Genomic DNA, 15947 nt, shown 5'->3' on the forward strand with positions numbered 1-15947 from the left:
GAATGAGCCATAGCCGACGCCTTTGCCAGCGCCCGCCGTGGCATCACCGGAATATCGGTCTGACGGCGATTGGCTGCTGCTTTTTCCACCGGTGCTGTTGGTAGTCGGCCGTCGCATGTCGACTACGGTCCTTGGTTCGCCGAGTAGTACAAACTCTGGCTCTTCGATCTCGATCGAACCAGCGCCGTGGTCAGGCGTTTCAGAGCTCGTGACATCCACGATTGTGTGTTTTGGGACAAACTGGCGTGGGGGGACTCCGTCCCAGGCGGCGCCGCGCTGTACGGAGCCAGGGATCGGGCCTGTCTTGTTGGTGTTTTCGCGGTCACGGAATATGGGCACGCCACCAGGGTCGCTGCCGCCAACGACCTGCAGCCCGAGGAAACTGCGACCTTTCTCGATCCAAATGCCTTTCACTCTTAGTCGAGCAGGGCCCTTGAACCATGGACCAATCCGGACGAATGCCTGACCGGTACCCGACGGGCCCTGCGCTGCGTCAAGTTCGGACCAGATGGCGCTTGCCTCTCGTCGGGCGTAGTCATCGTACTCAAGGTGAGCAAGCAGTACCGCATCACCATTGACCGTGCGTTTCCTCATGTTGATGGGCCAAATACCTGCCTTGGGGGGCATCACCAGCGGAGCAAGTAGCTCCTCGCGAGCGGTTTTCCAGGGGTAAGTTGCCAGGATCCTCTTTACATGCTCGGAGCGGCCGTAGTATCGGTTGAAAAACTCAAGGCAAGGAACAAGGAGCCCGACTGCGCCGTCGGAGAAAGGGAACTGGAGCAGCCAAGGTTTGTGGTGCTGATAAGCCTGGTGAAGCTCATAGGATTCAGTCGGGATCAGCGGTGGGCGCCTGGCTGCAATGTCTTGTGCAATGGAGTAGTAGCGCCAAGCGTCCGGGTCGAAATCGACCTGGAACGTTTCGGTGTCGAGTTTGACTTCTTCCTTGCAGGTCTGGTTGTGCCAGATCGTGCCCAGCTTGAATTGACCTAATTCCGTCAGCGCGACCCGGCGGTGGACGAAGTCATGGGTTAGTTCGTTGTTGGCGCCGAGTACCCTGAAACATACCAACGCGTTGGGCTGAAAAACGCTGCCACGCCCTCTGACGAGTTCCCTATACCACCAGGTGACGAGTTCTTTGCCGGCATGTTCTTTGAAGTCGATCTTGGTAACGCGTGGTACCAGTGGTGAGCGCACAATCTTCAACGTCATGCTGCATTTCCTTCAGACGAATGGCTTTGGAGGTTAGTGTGGCACTTATTTCCGGCCGAATGCAGCACCGCCGGTGATAGACGATCGGGGGAAAGAGATCCGGAACATCGACGAGAAGCTCAGAGCCTGTTTGCGCATCTAGGCGGCCTTGCACGGGTGTTCGATGGAGGAAGGGCGCGCGATATCCTTCGTGCCGCGCTTTCGACGGATTCGGCGCGGGGGCACCGCGATTTGGCGACCTCAATCCGCAATCGGATTTCATGCGCACGAGCTACACGCTTTGCCGCAGTAAGAGATGATTGACTCAGCGATTGAAGTGAAGCGGCTCGAGAGCCAAGTCCTCGACGATCCCGCATGAGCGGATCTAATCGTCATGCGCGTGATCGTTAGAGGCAGTTTCGCCGAGCAGATCCAGATCGATCGCCGACACTGCCAGAGAGAAAACCGATGCACGCCGAGTAGCGATTCGGCCGGAAGTCGCGTTGGCCAGTTGCCGAAAGCCATCAAGTGCCGCCCTGTAATGTCGGTATCGGTGACGGTATTCCCATTACTCAAGTCCGTGGTAGCTCCGTCTCCACGAGGGTTTCAGCATTAGATTGACAATCGAGTGGTATTCGCCGGATTCCGCGTTGAAGTGGTACGGTTGCGCCTTCAACGATCCTGTCGAGTATCCCACACGCGAAGGATAGCGATGGCCGTAGGCTCCTCCGCATATGGCGGCAAAACCTCGTAGTGCAATTCGTATCGGCCGGTGAAGCATACCCAGCGGTGTACCTCGCGCGCGGGTGGTCCGTCGTAACCGTCGAGTTCTTCGCCCAATCGGTGAAAATGGTCTTGACCCAACCGTTCGGCTTCGTCGAGCAACGCGCTGACGACCTTGCGAGCGGCGGTGGCGTCATTGTATTTTCTGACGTGGTCGGCGATGATCCCAAGGTCTGACATCGCCTTACTGGTGGGGATGACCTTGACTCTCATGTTTTCGGCGTCGGCAGTTCGTTCTCCGTGCCGATGCTGTTCGCCCAGGCTCTTGCCTGCTCCATGGGGACGAGGCGCCCGGCGGTCACGTCATCCAGTCCTTCCTGAATCAGCCGGCGCTTTTCGGCCTCGCGCGCGAGATACTGGACCAGCGCTTTCTTGATGATCCACTGGCGCGGACGTTCAATCTGCTCTGACAGTGCATCTACTTCCACCGCAAGCTCGACGGGCACTTGGGCGGTTAGCGTTCGCGTCTCAGTAACCATTGTGCACCCCAATTATTGATCGACAACAAGTCCTATTGTAAAGCAATAATCCTGCCCTGACGACAAGGCGCGAAGTGCGAACACTCAACAAAGGGACAGATGGAAGTTTCTCGCTTGAAACGACTGCAATGCGCTGGTCTCACCAAAGTTATGCGGGCGTTGAGAGTGTAATATGTCCCTTATAAAAGAGGGATGCGGCCGAAAGGCCGGCCCAATTTCGTTTGTTAGGCTTGCCGCTCGTACCGTGGCGTACGCCTGAGCGAATTTACAGGAGGCACTTCGAACCTCCTGCCTGGCACTCCCCCGAGCTCGGGTTTGACGGCCCTGATCATGTCTTCGTGCAAGGACGTGACCTGCTGTTGAAAATTACCGCAAGCAAGGTAACATCAGTGGCTGTTCCCCGCTCGTTTAATCGTGTTTTCAGCAGGATTCGCTTGAGAGGAAAAACGTGGCACGAAAAAGGCAGAAGACTCAATCGAACCGCGTCTTGACGCTTCCTGAGCTACTTCAGGCAACGCAGCACGATGTTCATCAACTCATCGCGAATCAGGTACATAACGAGCGAGTCACTGCTGAGCTTGAGGCGGATCTGTTGGTCATACTGATGCGCTGGGTCGAAGCAGGCCAAGCTTATCAACAGCTTCAACTTGATGTGTGGCGCGTGAAGGAGAAGTTGGCGTATTGTCAGTTTCAGCAGAAGCAACTGGCCGAGAGCTTGGCAAATTGGCGTAGCGGACCGGCACGGCAATCGCCAATCGCACATTGCGTGCACGCATTCTGTTTACTGGATGGCAAACGATGGGTGCCAGATTCGCTCCGCTCCGAAATCAAAGCGTTGTTGCGATCCGCTTTGCGTGAGATTTGCAATGCGCCAGCCGAGGCGTTCGATCTACTCGATCGCTATTATCTGGATGGTAGTGAAGACTTGGGGCAGCGCGTTGCTTGGCTAACGGATGCGGTCGAGCACTTTCCACGCTGTCCCGACGTGCTTGTCGCCTATGCCAGGTTGTCGTTGATTCATCCGTTCGCGTCAGTGAATGAGACTATCCAGCGGCTGCTGAACGGTATGGATGGCGATACGCATCCCAAGCTTGTATGGCTCACCTATCGGATTGCACTACGCGCTCAGCATGAGACGTCGCACCAACTTCATGACTGGTTGTATGAGAATGTGAATCCGCGCAGTGCGCGCTGGCTGACGCTCGCAATAGCCGACGAGCATATTAAGCGTCAGGATTGGGAGGTCGCGGGAACGCTCATTGCCGGCGTCGAACGCGACGGCCCCGAATTGCATACGTTTCACGATGGCCGTGAGTACGAGGACTGGGAGATCGTTGCGTGCGCGGTGGGTGCGCAACTGGCCATTGCCTTGATTCGCGGCGATTCTCATGCGATCAGTGATCGAGCGGCTGCGTTTGCCGAGGTCTTGCGGCACATGCCCAACGACTGGCGAGGTGGGACTGGATTGCTGCTGCGCGAGTATCCACATCCATTCTGGATCGGAGGCGAACTCTTTGATTATCAGTCGTCGTTTGACCTTCAGGTTCATCGTGATCAAATTCTGGCGGCGGTTGGCGCCCCGGACATTCGCGGTTGCCTGCGTCTCATCTGGGCCCATCATGCGCGAGACGACAACGGTGATCTGACTGACGACGGGATCGCGCAAATCGATCTCGCCGCGACAGAGTGGCAACATCCGCTTGTAGACGAAGCCCGATATGAGGTTGCGCGGCTGCGTGGCCAGTGGCGTGCTGCAGGCGAGGCGCTTACGCGCTTCGAAATCTACCGCCACGCGTATGGCGGCAATATGAGTAGCCTGGTTAGTGAATTGCCGCTAGACGACGTTCGAAAGACGCAGGTGCGCGACTTCGTGCAAGGGTTTCGTCAAGCGGTACGGGCCGTGCCGACGAGCGAAAACTTAGAAGGTGCGGTGTCGGTGTATGCACAAGGAATCCGTGCGCAACTGCTCAAGCACAAGCTACATGACGAGATGTTGGATTCTTTAACCGATTTGAAGGCACATGGTGCCTCTGGTTTGGGATTCGATCTGGGTCTTGCCAACGATTACCTCAAGCGCTATGGAGCCGCCAAAGCTGCCTACTGGACGGATGTGCCAGACTTGTCGGAGGGTGCGATTAAGAATCTTTTGCGTATCGCAGAAATCGAAAATAGCGACGTCGATCTGATTCGCCTCGAACAGCAAGTCGCGGCCCAGCGCGAGCGTGCTGACGAAGAGCAGGCGACCAAGTTCGACAGCCTCGTGGAAGAGATCGCGGTGCGTCGACAAAAGGTAATGAATAGCCCGGGGTATCGGAAGAAAGCGAAGATCGCGGAAGCGTTGGCTCGTTACCCCGAGGAGATCCTATTGTCTCGGATTGACGAACTCTCGTTCGATGAAGCATTGATGTTGGTCAGCCTAGTGCGTGCATGCGGGGGGATCGAGCAAGACTTGACCCTTGAGCCGTTTGAGTGGTCTGAAAATCCCCTTGCACCTGATAGTTACGATTGCCGGGGAATATTCAAATTGCTGGAAAAGGGCGTGATTGCGATCTCAGGGGACACGACTGACAAGGCATTTTGGACGGACGGTGAGGACATTGGGTTTTACTTCGAGAAAGTGCGGTGGCGGGTGGCATTCGAAGTGCCCCGCCTGATTCGCGAAATCGAAGAGGTGGCGGCAACCGGTGCGTGGCCAGATCGGTGGTTGCACGAGGCGCCAGAAGTGACGCTGTCCTTCGCGATTTCTGAATGTCTGACTTATCTCTCGTATTGCGCACAGAAACGGCAGTTGGAGGCGCCTCAAGGAGAGAAGACGCAAAGAGTCTTTGCCAACGTCCTGAGGGACTATTCGGTCTCTCAAGTCTACGGATTGATATGGAGGAGCGCGGCCAATGCACTCGACTATCTTGTCCGAGAGGGGGTGCCACGATACCAAGCGTCCAATTCGATGGTGAACCGGATTCAGACCAGTGCAGATCGTGCGCGTGCGGAGCAGTGGGATATCAAACGGTATTCCCGTCCGGATGATTGCAGGCGAACTCAGCTTAGCCATACACTTTTCGACATGTTTCTGAGCATCGGTGATCGTGGGTTCCACGAGCGGCTAGGGGACGTGATACTACCAAATGGGGATGGGATCTTTTGACGCGCTCTCAAGTCGCGAGCGTAAAATTCATTCTGGATTGCTGGGGCGAAACCCTAAATCATAGAACCCGACGGCTCTCTTAAATGTATGCAATCAGATAACCGTTCTGCGTCACGGATGGAGTTTCTTGGAAATTGGCTATCCGTATTGCAAGAGGCCATCGTGCTCGTAAGAGCGAAGTGTACTCAGTCGAAGGCCGCCACTCGCCAAGTATTCAGTCGCTCACGCACATCGGATTGGAGTCGGTGGCCGTTCGTTGTCGCGTGCGATGAAGCAATTGAAGCGGCGTTGTGAAGGCCTCTCGCATGAGCCAGGTCGCGGCCATATCCATCATCGTCGCGATGTCGTGCGTTGCCGTGGAGTGGGGCATTATTGAGCCGCTAGACGGTATTGGGGTGATCGGAAGTGAGGCAACTCGAGTGCCGGACGGGGTTCGTTTGACAGGCGCTTCTACCAGCTACAATACCGCTCAGGCAAGCAAATCCGGTGAGGAACCATGACGCTACAAGACGGGGCTTATCTCGCGCGCTGCAAGGAGAGGAATCCGTTGTCCGCTGCGATGAATGGGCACGGCGCCGTGTATCCATACGCGAGGTGCGAGGTGAAACGAGGTGTTGCGATCTTCGAACGTGACGGGAAGGAGGTGTGGCGATGCAACTCTGCCTACGCGGAGTTACATTTTTCACTCGAGCAAATCTAAGGAGCGGTATGTCCGGATTCAATCGTCGACGCGGCGATAGTTGAGACATGCGCTCTTTGAAGAGCACGGCCAATGGCAACTGCAAGATTGCTTTCTTCTCATGCTAAGGCAGATTCGTTCAATCGTCGAACAGTCTGCCTATGCTACTGATTTTTGGCATCAGATCCGGATCGCAGCAGAATTAACTGTGGTTTCCATCCCGTGATCTGATGTGACGTGTTATGCACAGTATCCCCGTGGCGATATTCTGACGATACGCCCCGTAGACTTGAATGCAGTGGCTTTAGCACTGCGGTCGCGTTCTGATGCGGACATTGGCGCGAGATTAATCGCTCGCGGTTTTTCGTCGTCGGATTTTGCTCCTTACGAGTGGCACGGAAAAGGTATGGATCTGGATTGGAAACAGCGCACGCAACAGTACGTCCAGTCGCGGCGTCAACACCCCGCCTGGCAATTGTTGGCGGCACGCAGCGCGCCGCTCGTGGTGAGTTGCTTGCAGACGTTGTTTGAGAAGAGTCACGACGGCATTGAGGTCGACGCGGCCGAACAGATGCTTGCCGCTGTATTGGTGCAGCACGCGAATTCCGACGAATTTGGTGTTGACCCGGAGAGCGATTGCGCGGTGCTGGCGCGCAAGGAACTGCGCGGGTGGATTCGTCGTTCGTTGCTGATTGAACGGGCCGGGCGTCTCTATGCCACCGATGCGCTGGAAGAGGCGCTGCGATTCGTCGCTGCGCTGGACGGGCGCCTGATGACCTCGACGGCGTCACGGCTATCGATCGTGCAACGCGAGATCGAAAACCTCGAATCCAACCTTAATCCGGATGGTCGGAGCAGATCGCGGTATTTGCAGCGCAAGATCCAGGAGTTGGAGCGCGAACTCGAAGACGTCAAGGCGGGTAACGTGCGCGCGATGACAGAGTCGGAGGCCGTCGAGGGTATCCGCGAAATCTACAATTTGGCCACGAGTTTGCGTGCAGATTTTCGCCGGGTCGAAGACTCGTACCGGGAGGCCGATCAAGCGCTGCGACAGTCGATCGTGAGCGAACGCGGTCACCGGGGCGCGATCGTGGACAAACTGTTGAACAGCCATGACGAACTGCTGGAAACTGCTGAAGGAAAGGTCTTTCGCGGTTTTCAGCAGCAGTTGGGACGCTCGGCCGAACTCGACTCGATGAAGCATCGCTTGCGCCAGATCATCCAGCATCCCGCCACCCGCTCGGCGCTCAATCCCAACCAACAACATGAACTGCGCTGGCTCATCATCCGTTTGATCGACGAGTCGGCCGAGGTCATCCGCGCAAGAGCCAGAAGTGAGCGTGACGTCAAGGGGTTCCTCCGCACGGGACTGGCGGCCGAACATCACCGCGTTGGCGAATTGATCGGTGACGTGCTGCAGCAAGCGCTGACGCTCGACTGGGCGAGCGCATCGGTGCGCGGCATGGACGGTCCATTGCCGCCTGTTGCGATTTCCGTGGCGGGACTGCCGCTCGTCGAAAGAATCCGATTCAAGGTCATCGAGGACGAAGCGCAACTCGTGCTCGAACTGCAGGCGCAAAGCATGGATCCACGATCCATCGACGACGAGTTTTGGGAGGCTTTCGACGGTTTGGACCGACAGGCGCTGTATGAGAGTACGGTGGCGCTGCTCGAGCAAAGCGGCACGCGCATGGGGATCGCGGAACTGGCGCGACATCTACCGCCGACGCACGATCTGGAGACAATTGCGCTCTGGTTGAGCATGGCGCGGGAAGCCGGAGTTTCGATGGGCGGGGATAGGGAAAGCGTCGATGTGGTGGGGCGTGATGGCATGCCCTTGCGCTTTAACGTACCTCTCGTGGCGCTCGGTTTCGAGGACCTGCGCGGCCTGGATATGGAGCTATAAGATGGCAAGTATTTTCGATACGCTGACGGCGCCGAAGGACGAGGGAGGTGAGGCGGACGATTTCGCGCAGCAGTCAGCGACCAATGACGAAGCCAGCGAATTCGACTCCGACCCATCTGTCGAGACCGTGAGTTTCACACCTCGCGACATGAAGGATGCATGCCAGGAGCTGCTCAAATTCGGGTTCCTAGAGGCTGCTCGCAAACCCAATCTCTACCGGATCGCCGTGACGAGCTGTGCTGACATCAATCGCATTCTGGAACCGCTGGATTTGGTGCTCAAGATTGACGACATTCGCGGGTTGGCTTTCCTCATTGTTGCTCAGTCGTACTGTTGTGATTCCGATGATGATGAATGGTCTCATCCCCTGGTCCGCCGGCAGCGCCTGACGTTGGAGCAATCGCTCCTGATCGCGCTTCTGCGGCAGCACTATCTGGCTCATGAGCAGGAACGAGGCATCGGCGCACCGGATGCGCCGGCGCTGGTCGAGGATGTTGCAGCTCAATTGCAGCTCTACCTTGGGAACCTGGGAAGCGACACACGGGAACTCCAGCGCGCGCGCAACCTGCTCGACAAACTCAAGCCGCATGGGATCGTCTCGGAAGTTGACCAGCAGGATCAGTTCTTGATTCGCCCGATTATTGTTCATCTTGCCAATCCCGAGAACCTGCTGGGGTTGCTGCAGGCACTCAAGCAGGCGTCGTCCGACATAGGGCGCGCGGATGATTGCGCGCCGGTGCAAGACGACGGGGAGAGGGCATGATGGTGGCCAACTCGGATCATCGCACCATTGAAGCGCTGTTGCCGCCGGCGGCATTCATTCTCACTCGCCTCGATATCTTCAATTGGGGCCCTTTTGGCGGGCGCCATCAGGCCGAGATCGATATCGAAGGCACCGCGATCATTGGCCAAACGGGCAGCGGCAAGACCACGCTCGTCGATGCCTTGATGACGTTGATTGCCGCGCAGCCGCGCTATAACCTCGCGTCGACCGGCGGGCACGAGAGCGATCGCGACCTTGTGTCGTATGTGCGTGGGGTTTCCGGCGCGGGGCGCGAGGGCGATACCGACCACATCGCCAGGCCGGGAAAGACCGTTTCAGCGATTGCGGCGACGTTTGGGAATGGCAGTGACACGTTAACGATTGCCGGGATATTCGCGCTGGATGGAACCGGCTCCTCGGCCACCGAACTCGACAGGATCTGGATGATCGTGCGGGGCGCGGAGCTTGGCCTTGATGAGTTGCTGGAGTTGCACAACGCGGGGGGCAAGCGGGCACTCCGGCAACATGAGCGGGCGGCTTCAGGCATCCTGAAGGTATGCGACAGCAAGAAGGTGTACGCCCTGGAGTTGCGTCGCATCTTCGAGGTCGGCGAGAACGCCTTCACCCTGCTCAATCGGGCGGCGGGCCTGAAGCAACTCAACAGCATTGACGACCTCTTCCGGGATCTGGTGCTGGACGACCGATCGGCCTTTCAGCGGGCGCTGGAGGTGGCGTCCGAGTTCGACAATCTCGCGGAGATTCGCGAGGAACTGGAAACGGCACGAAAGCAGCGGGATTCGCTGGTTCCGATTGAAAAGGGCTGGGCGCAGCGCGCGGAGAGACTCGAACAGCGCGACCTGCAGGCTCGCCTCCTCTCGCTTCTGCCGATCGCGGTTGCGCTTCGCGAGCACCAGTTATGGGCCGACCGGGAAAGCGAGCTGGGACAGGAGAAGGCGCGCTGTGAACGACAGATCGAAGCTCACACCCGTCACGCGAAAGAGCTCGAATCAGAGGCGCAACGGCTGCGCGACATCTATCTCCGGGATGGCGGGAGTGGCATCGAAGAACTCGAAGCGAAGCTTGTGACCGAACGCAAGCACCTCGAGACGGTTCAACGCCACGCGAACGATTATTTGTTGATCGCCAAGAAGCTTCAGTTTAGTCAGGCGCTTACCCCGGCGGCGTTCCAGGAGAACGAGGCCAGTGCACGGGCGTCACTTGCTTCGGCGACTGCCGCGATACAGGCGGTCGAGCGCGAAGCATACGAGCGAGGGGCCGTACGGTCGACCACTGAACAGGCGCTTGCAGAGCAGCAGGCGACCCTGGCAAAAGCAAAGTCACATCCGGGTTCTAACATACCGCCGCCGTATCAGCAGTTCCGAAGGGATCTAGCCGGCCAACTGAACCTGGACGATGAGGCGCTGCCCTTCGTTGCGGAACTGGTCGAGGTGCAGAAGGCGCAGTCTGCATGGCGTGGTGCGATTGAGCGCGCCGTGGGCGGGCATCGGTTACGCATCATGATTCCGGCCTCGCACATGAAGCCCGCGCTTGCATGGGTGAACGGCCGAGACAATCGGCTGCACGTTCGTCTCGTGGAAGTGATGGAGCCGGATCGCCCCGTCGAATTCCTGGCCGACGGCTTCACACGGAAGCTCAACTTCAAGGACCATCCATATCGGGAAGCCGTCCGAGGGTTGCTTGCCCAAATAGATCGACACTGCGTGGCGTCGCCCGAGGTGTTGAAACACACGCCGCATGGTATGACCGCGCAGGGGCTGATGTCGGGCAAGAGCGGTTTTTTTGAAAAGCAGGACAAGACGCCGTTGAGCCAGGGATGGCTCACCGGTTTTGACAACAAGGACCTCCTCGACGCGCTTGAGCGTCAGTGTGACGAGACGGCGCGCGAACTCACTAAACATACGGCAAGTTTTGAGGCGGCGAGGGCGAGCGTTAGCGATGCGCGGGTTCGCCAAGCAATGCTTGACCGTGTTGTATCGATCAATTTTGCGGACATCGATGTGCCGCAGGCCGAACACAATGTGGCGGAATCCACCCGACGTCTTTCGGCGCTGACGGATCCAGCATCGGATACGGTGAGGGCGAAGAAGAGGTGGGAAAAGGTTCGTGCGGAACTCGGGGAGACCAGTCTAGCGCGCGACGAAAGCCTCATACAGCAGACCCGGCTCCAGGAGCAGTATGACGCTGCCACCAATGGGCGCAAACGTGCATTCGCGACGATCGGCGATGGGCTGGATGCTGTCGAGATCGCGCTGGTCGAGCAACACCTTGATTTCGCGGGTGTCCAGACGGTGGATGTACTCGGGCAGCAGCAGACGCAAATCGACGCTCGGTTGCGTGCACGGCTCGAGGAGCTCGCTGCAAAGATCAACGATCACGAGCGGCAACTGGTCCGTAGCATGGGCGCGGCGCGCGGTGTCGACACGGGCGCCTTGGCGGAGGTCGGCACGGAAATGGAGGACGTGCCACAGTACCTCGAGCGCCTGCGGGTGCTCAGGGATGAGGCGTTACCCGAAAAGCTGGATCGTTTCCTTGGCTACCTGAATCAATCCTCGGATGAAGGGGTGACGCAGTTGCTCCGCAGTATTGATAACGAGGTCGAAACCATCGTCGAGCGGATCGAGGATTTGAACGCCACGATGCGCCGCGTCGACTTTCAGCCGGGGCGGTATCTGCAACTCGAGCCGCGTCGGGTCATCCACGAGAGTCTGCGAACGCTGGAGCAGGCGCAACGTAATCTGCGTACCGCGACGCTGCAAGACGATCAGGGTGAGAGCCAGTTCAAGGCATTAGCCGAGGTCGTCAGGCTCGTGAGAGACGCGAGCGAGCGCCGCACGACCGTCGGGGCGAAGGCGCTTCTGGATCCGCGCTATCGGTTACAGTTTGCGGTGTCCGTGATCGACCGCGGTTCGGGGATGGTCTTCGAAACCCGCAAGGGATCTCAAGGCGGCAGTGGCGGAGAAAAGGAGATTATTGCAAGCTATATTCTGACCGCTTCATTGAGCTATGCGCTTTGCCCGGATGGCAGGGACCGCCCATTGTTTGGCACCATCGTGCTGGACGAAGCGTTCTCGAAGAGTTCGCAGGCGGTGGCAGGGCGGATCATTTCGGCACTGCGAGAGTTTGGCCTCCATCCGCTCTTTGTGACACCGAACAAGGAAATGCGGTTACTTCGAGCGCACACGCGCTCAGCCGTTCTGATCCATCGAAAGGGACTGCAGGCCACGATGACGTCGCTAAGCTGGGAGGAACTGGATGCCATTGCACGGACCCGGCAGATGATCGGACGCGATGAAATCACCGAATGATATGGCCGCCCGCCTGGCTCGGGCGTGGCAATCGGCCGATGAACGCGAGGCGCGGCTGCTTTACCGCGACGGCTGGCCACTGGAATTGCCGATTGGCAAACCCAGTCCCAAGGCTTTTGCCGAGCAAACGGAAACTGTCAAACGGCATTGCGATGCCTGGAGAGCGGTGGAGATTGGCGTCGTGCATTGGGAAACCGTGGCTTACCGTGCGGGTGACAGGCCCGTGCAAATGCCGCACCGGTGGGAACTGAGGAGCCCATCGGAGTGGGTGTGCGCGACCCAGAATGTCACGATTGCGGCCGAGTACGAAAGGCTCGGTGAGTTGGTTCGGCACATGGACGCGCAGTTTCACGCACTTGTGGTGCGTCAGCGAAGGTTGGTGATGGAGCGCCCGGTGCACGAGGTCATCAAGGCTGGGGAAGTGGCCTTGGTGTTATCGCCAGGCTGTGCGCAAGGTCGTCCGCTGCGGGCGCTCGGTGTCTGCAATATCGACAGCAAATTCATCGAGCGGCACCGGGCGTTGCTCTGTCAGATGCTCAACGTCCGCTTTGACGGCCAAGTTTCCGAACAGGGTCTAGAGGGCTTCCTAGGCGCGCTCGACGAGGACGATCGTTGGTTGCTGGTCGTGCCGCTCGCGGCCGGAATATTGCCGTTTCGCCAGCAGCGCATCCGGGCCAGTGAACTCGGTCAGCTTCCGCAGCGCGTCAGCCACGTCGTCATTGTCGAGAACGAACGGTCGCTTCATCAGTTGGCGGAACTGCCTGATGCGGTGGCAATTCTCGGGGCGGGACTCAGTCTGGGCTGGACGCATGATCCGTGGCTCGCGAGCAAGCGGGTAGCGTATTGGGGGGATATGGACACCTGGGGCTTGAAAATGCTGGGGACAGTGCGCCAGGCTATTCCGTCCGTGTACGCGCTGCTGATGAATCGGGACTGCTTTGATCAGTACGCGGCGGATTTGGCCGTGCGTGAACTCATCCCCGTCGATGGGCGGCGACCTGATGGGCTAACCGAGGAAGAAGGCACCTTCTTTGAGTATCTTTGGGCGCAGGAGCGGGGCCGCCTGGAACAAGAGTTCTTGCCAAAAGATATTGTGAGAGCAGCCATGCACGCGTGGTATAGACCGTAAGGTCACTATTGCTGAGCAAGTACCCGCAGCATAGGTCGATGCTGCACACGCGGATCGTATCAGGGGCGAATTTCGTTCGTGTCCGCGATTCAAAAGCGATGACTGCGGTGTGATGGCTCGGTGCGACGCCTGCAGAATTTCATGAACGCGCATAAGCCCCGTGCCCAAGGCAGAACCGGCCGTGAGGTTCGAGATCGAACCTGGGCGGTAGCTGCAGTGCGATTTCGGTGTCTTTCGCCGAAGCGCCGACCCGCTTGACGCCTTCACCGCTGCGCTCGGCTGCAGTCGTTGGCGCTGGGCACGCTTGCCGCAGATGAACGTGCTGAGGAGCTGGTCGCCTGTCATCATGACCTGTCCAGGCCTTGGACGGCGTGCCTCGCGAGATCCGTTACGACAACGTCAAGACCATCGTTGTCGAGCGCGATCTATATACATTCGGCGATGTCCGGACAATTTGCTCGGGATCGTGTTGTCAGAACTCGACGTTCTCCTGGAGGTGCGATGCGCCGGTGGTTCACCCTTGCTTTTCGATTTTCCTTACCATAAAGTAAGGAATATGGAGGTATCCCCATGACAACGGCGACTATTACTTCAAAGGGTCAGGTCACGATCCCGGTGGACGTGCGCAATCACCTTGGCTTGGAGGCCGGTGACCGGATCGAATTCAGCTTCAACGAGGCGACCGGCCGGTATGAAGTCTATCCGGCAACTCGCTCGCTCGTGGCGCTTAAGGGCGTTGTGAAGAAGCCTGCGAAGCCGGTGTCGATTGACGACATGAATCGGGCAATCGCCGAGCAGGGGGCGTCGGCGCGATGATCGGCCTGGATACCAACGTGCTGGTCCGCTACTTCGCGCAAGACGACGAGGTTCAGTCGAAGAAGGCGACGCTTCTGATGGAGTCCCTGTCGGCCGAGAGGCCGGGGTACGTTTCGCAGGTTGCATTGGTCGAGGTCGTGTGGGTACTCGGGCGCTGCTACGGCGTCGAACGAGAGCAGATGAAGGACATCATCGACTCGATGATCGCCACCAAAGAACTGATTATCGAAAGTGCTGACACGGTACGAAAGGCACTTCGCGTTTTCGCGGCATCCGCAAAGGCGGATTTCGCTGACTGCCTAATCGAGCGTTCTGGGCATGTCGCGGAGTGCGAGTACACGGCAACTTTCGACGTGACGGCCTCCAAGGTCGCAGGCATGCAGTTGATCAAGTAATCGTGGCGCCTGCCGATCCACTGAAAAAGGAAATGATATGTTCGCAAGAGCCAAAGCGGAACTTAAGGAACTCCTAACGCTCGTGGCAGAAATCGAACGCTACGACGCGACGTTAGCAGCAAAGCGCGACATCATTCCGACCGAGGAGTCGCGACAAGAGCGACGCCGCAAAGAGATGCGAAAACTCGAACTGCTCGACAAGTACGAACTGGCCTAAGGAAACGGAAATGCTGGAACAGCTTTACAGCATTGACGTCTCGACGGCCGGCGACACCGTGTGGGTGACGGGGCACGATGGATCATGTGTCGGGCGATTCAGCAAGCGTTTTGGCGTAGACGTACATCGGACCGTAACCGAGCAGTTGGCCGGCGCGGACCAGTGCCTGCATTGCACACACGAGGCGGCTGGCGCCGAGGAATGGCGTGCCTTCTGTGAAGCAGTCCTGATGCACCACGGGATTAACGTACCGGTTGACACGATCCGGTTTTGAGCGAGGAAATGCGATGTATCTAGGAGCAATCTCCATCCGTTGCCCGTATTGCGGCTGCCCTGCATTGTGCAATGCGAGCAAAGGCATGTGGTGTGGACACTGCAAGAACGGCACGGTGCGATAGGAGGGCGGACGGTGATTTTCGCGTGCGCGAAACTAGGAAGAGACATGTGGAGCGACCGTAGCCGACCGGGCTGCGAGGCGGAAGCTCAGGCTCGCGAATTGGTACGGGTGAAGTGCCCACGCGCTGCGTCGGCGTATGTCGACGATGGTGCGATCGTTTATGACGAAGCCACTGGAACAATACTTGGCCATGCTTGCGCTGGGGATTGGGCCGTGGAAGCTGCTTGGCAAGACGCGGCTTCGAAGGTGCCGTCTGTAGATTGTTGAGGCAATCCGCCTGCCGATGCTGACGTGCCGTTTATGGTGGCGTACATAGACTCGCTCACGCTGCTTTCTGTGAGATCCGAGAGCGTAACGGTGTCGCGGCATGACCCCGCCGGCATTTCTGGGTGCAAGCAGTTGGATTTCCGGAGTCGATCCCCGCTGGGAAGTAAGAGCAAGATCTGAATTATGAAAACATCTGGCAAACCTTGTGCATCGTGTCCGTGGCGTCGTGCCGCGGGGGCGGAAGATATTCCAAACTTCGATCTCGATCTGGCCGAAAAGCTAGTTGATACATGTCCTGATCACCGGGGCATGGGGCCGGATTTTGGGGCCAGTATGTTTGCATGTCATCAATCCCGGCAAGGGGAGGAGTTCGCATGTGCTGGATGGTTGGCTAAAGTCGGACACCACCATCCAGCGGTGCGCCTTGCTGTGACTTCTGGTCGGCTTGATCCAGCGG

General features: G+C 58.2%; 14 protein-coding genes and 1 pseudogene. 12 read left to right on the forward strand and 3 right to left on the reverse strand.

Translation table 11 applies throughout. From position 1 onward, the window contains the following. The 3 genes from U5771_RS33650 to U5771_RS33660 all read right to left on the reverse strand — a co-directional run. A partial coding sequence (locus tag U5771_RS33650) for a hypothetical protein (protein WP_322027931.1) occupies nt 1-1209 on the reverse strand: 1209 nt, incomplete at its 3' end. A gap of 651 nt (nt 1210-1860) precedes the next feature. Next, the gene (locus tag U5771_RS33655) at nt 1861-2184 is read right to left on the reverse strand and encodes a type II toxin-antitoxin system RelE/ParE family toxin (RefSeq protein WP_322027932.1); all 324 of its coding nucleotides are present in this window, start codon (nt 2182-2184) and stop codon (nt 1861-1863) included. Next, entirely contained in the window at nt 2181-2399 is a 219-nt protein-coding gene (locus U5771_RS33660; RefSeq protein ID WP_322027933.1) for a CopG family transcriptional regulator, read from the reverse strand. The genes U5771_RS33655 and U5771_RS33660 overlap by 4 nt, the downstream gene beginning before the upstream one ends. Nucleotides 2400-2937: 538 nt before the next feature. On the opposite strand from U5771_RS33660, the gene U5771_RS33665 reads away from it, so the two are divergent. The 12 genes and pseudogenes from U5771_RS33665 to U5771_RS35665 all read left to right on the forward strand — a co-directional run. Then, complete coding sequence (locus U5771_RS33665) at nt 2938-5595, forward strand: hypothetical protein (RefSeq protein ID WP_322027934.1); 2658 nt, start codon at nt 2938-2940, stop codon at nt 5593-5595. A gap of 305 nt (nt 5596-5900) precedes the next feature. Further along, a complete protein-coding gene (locus tag U5771_RS33670; protein WP_322027935.1) occupies nt 5901-6095 on the forward strand; it encodes a hypothetical protein in 195 nt (64 codons plus the stop codon). A gap of 585 nt (nt 6096-6680) precedes the next feature. Further along, nucleotides 6681-8180, forward strand: a complete 1500-nt coding sequence (locus U5771_RS33675; protein ID WP_322027936.1) for a DUF3375 domain-containing protein — start codon at nt 6681-6683, stop codon at nt 8178-8180. 1 nt (nt 8181) lies between these two features. Beyond that, nucleotides 8182-8943, forward strand: coding sequence for a DUF4194 domain-containing protein (locus U5771_RS33680; RefSeq protein WP_322027937.1), 762 nt, complete (start codon nt 8182-8184; stop codon nt 8941-8943). Further along, nucleotides 8940-12269, forward strand: a complete 3330-nt coding sequence (locus tag U5771_RS33685; RefSeq protein WP_322027938.1) for an ATP-binding protein — start codon at nt 8940-8942, stop codon at nt 12267-12269. Before U5771_RS33680 ends, U5771_RS33685 begins: the two co-directional genes overlap by 4 nt. Further along, entirely contained in the window at nt 12253-13398 is a 1146-nt protein-coding gene (locus tag U5771_RS33690) for a Wadjet anti-phage system protein JetD domain-containing protein (protein ID WP_322027939.1), read from the forward strand. Before U5771_RS33685 ends, U5771_RS33690 begins: the two co-directional genes overlap by 17 nt. A 111-nt stretch (nt 13399-13509) precedes the next feature. Next, nucleotides 13510-13847 (forward strand): annotated as a pseudogene (locus U5771_RS33695) (IS21 family transposase); the annotation flags it as partial. A gap of 121 nt (nt 13848-13968) precedes the next feature. After that, on the forward strand, nt 13969-14214 hold the full coding sequence (locus U5771_RS33700) for an AbrB/MazE/SpoVT family DNA-binding domain-containing protein (protein ID WP_322027940.1): 246 nt from the start codon (nt 13969-13971) through the stop codon (nt 14212-14214). Continuing rightward, nucleotides 14211-14609, forward strand: a complete 399-nt coding sequence (locus tag U5771_RS33705; RefSeq protein WP_322027941.1) for a type II toxin-antitoxin system VapC family toxin — start codon at nt 14211-14213, stop codon at nt 14607-14609. Before U5771_RS33700 ends, U5771_RS33705 begins: the two co-directional genes overlap by 4 nt. 82 nt (nt 14610-14691) lie before the next feature. Continuing rightward, entirely contained in the window at nt 14692-14826 is a 135-nt protein-coding gene (locus U5771_RS33710; protein ID WP_322027942.1) for a hypothetical protein, read from the forward strand. A gap of 10 nt (nt 14827-14836) precedes the next feature. Beyond that, entirely contained in the window at nt 14837-15100 is a 264-nt protein-coding gene (locus tag U5771_RS33715; protein WP_322027943.1) for a hypothetical protein, read from the forward strand. Nucleotides 15101-15673: 573 nt separating this feature from the next. Beyond that, nucleotides 15674-15947 (forward strand): DUF6283 family protein (locus tag U5771_RS35665; RefSeq protein WP_415859465.1); only part of this gene is annotated, 274 nt, incomplete at its 3' end.

The sequence above is a fragment of the Burkholderia sp. BCC1977 genome, assembly GCF_905339595.1.
Taxonomy (GTDB): Bacteria; Pseudomonadota; Gammaproteobacteria; order Burkholderiales; family Burkholderiaceae; genus Burkholderia.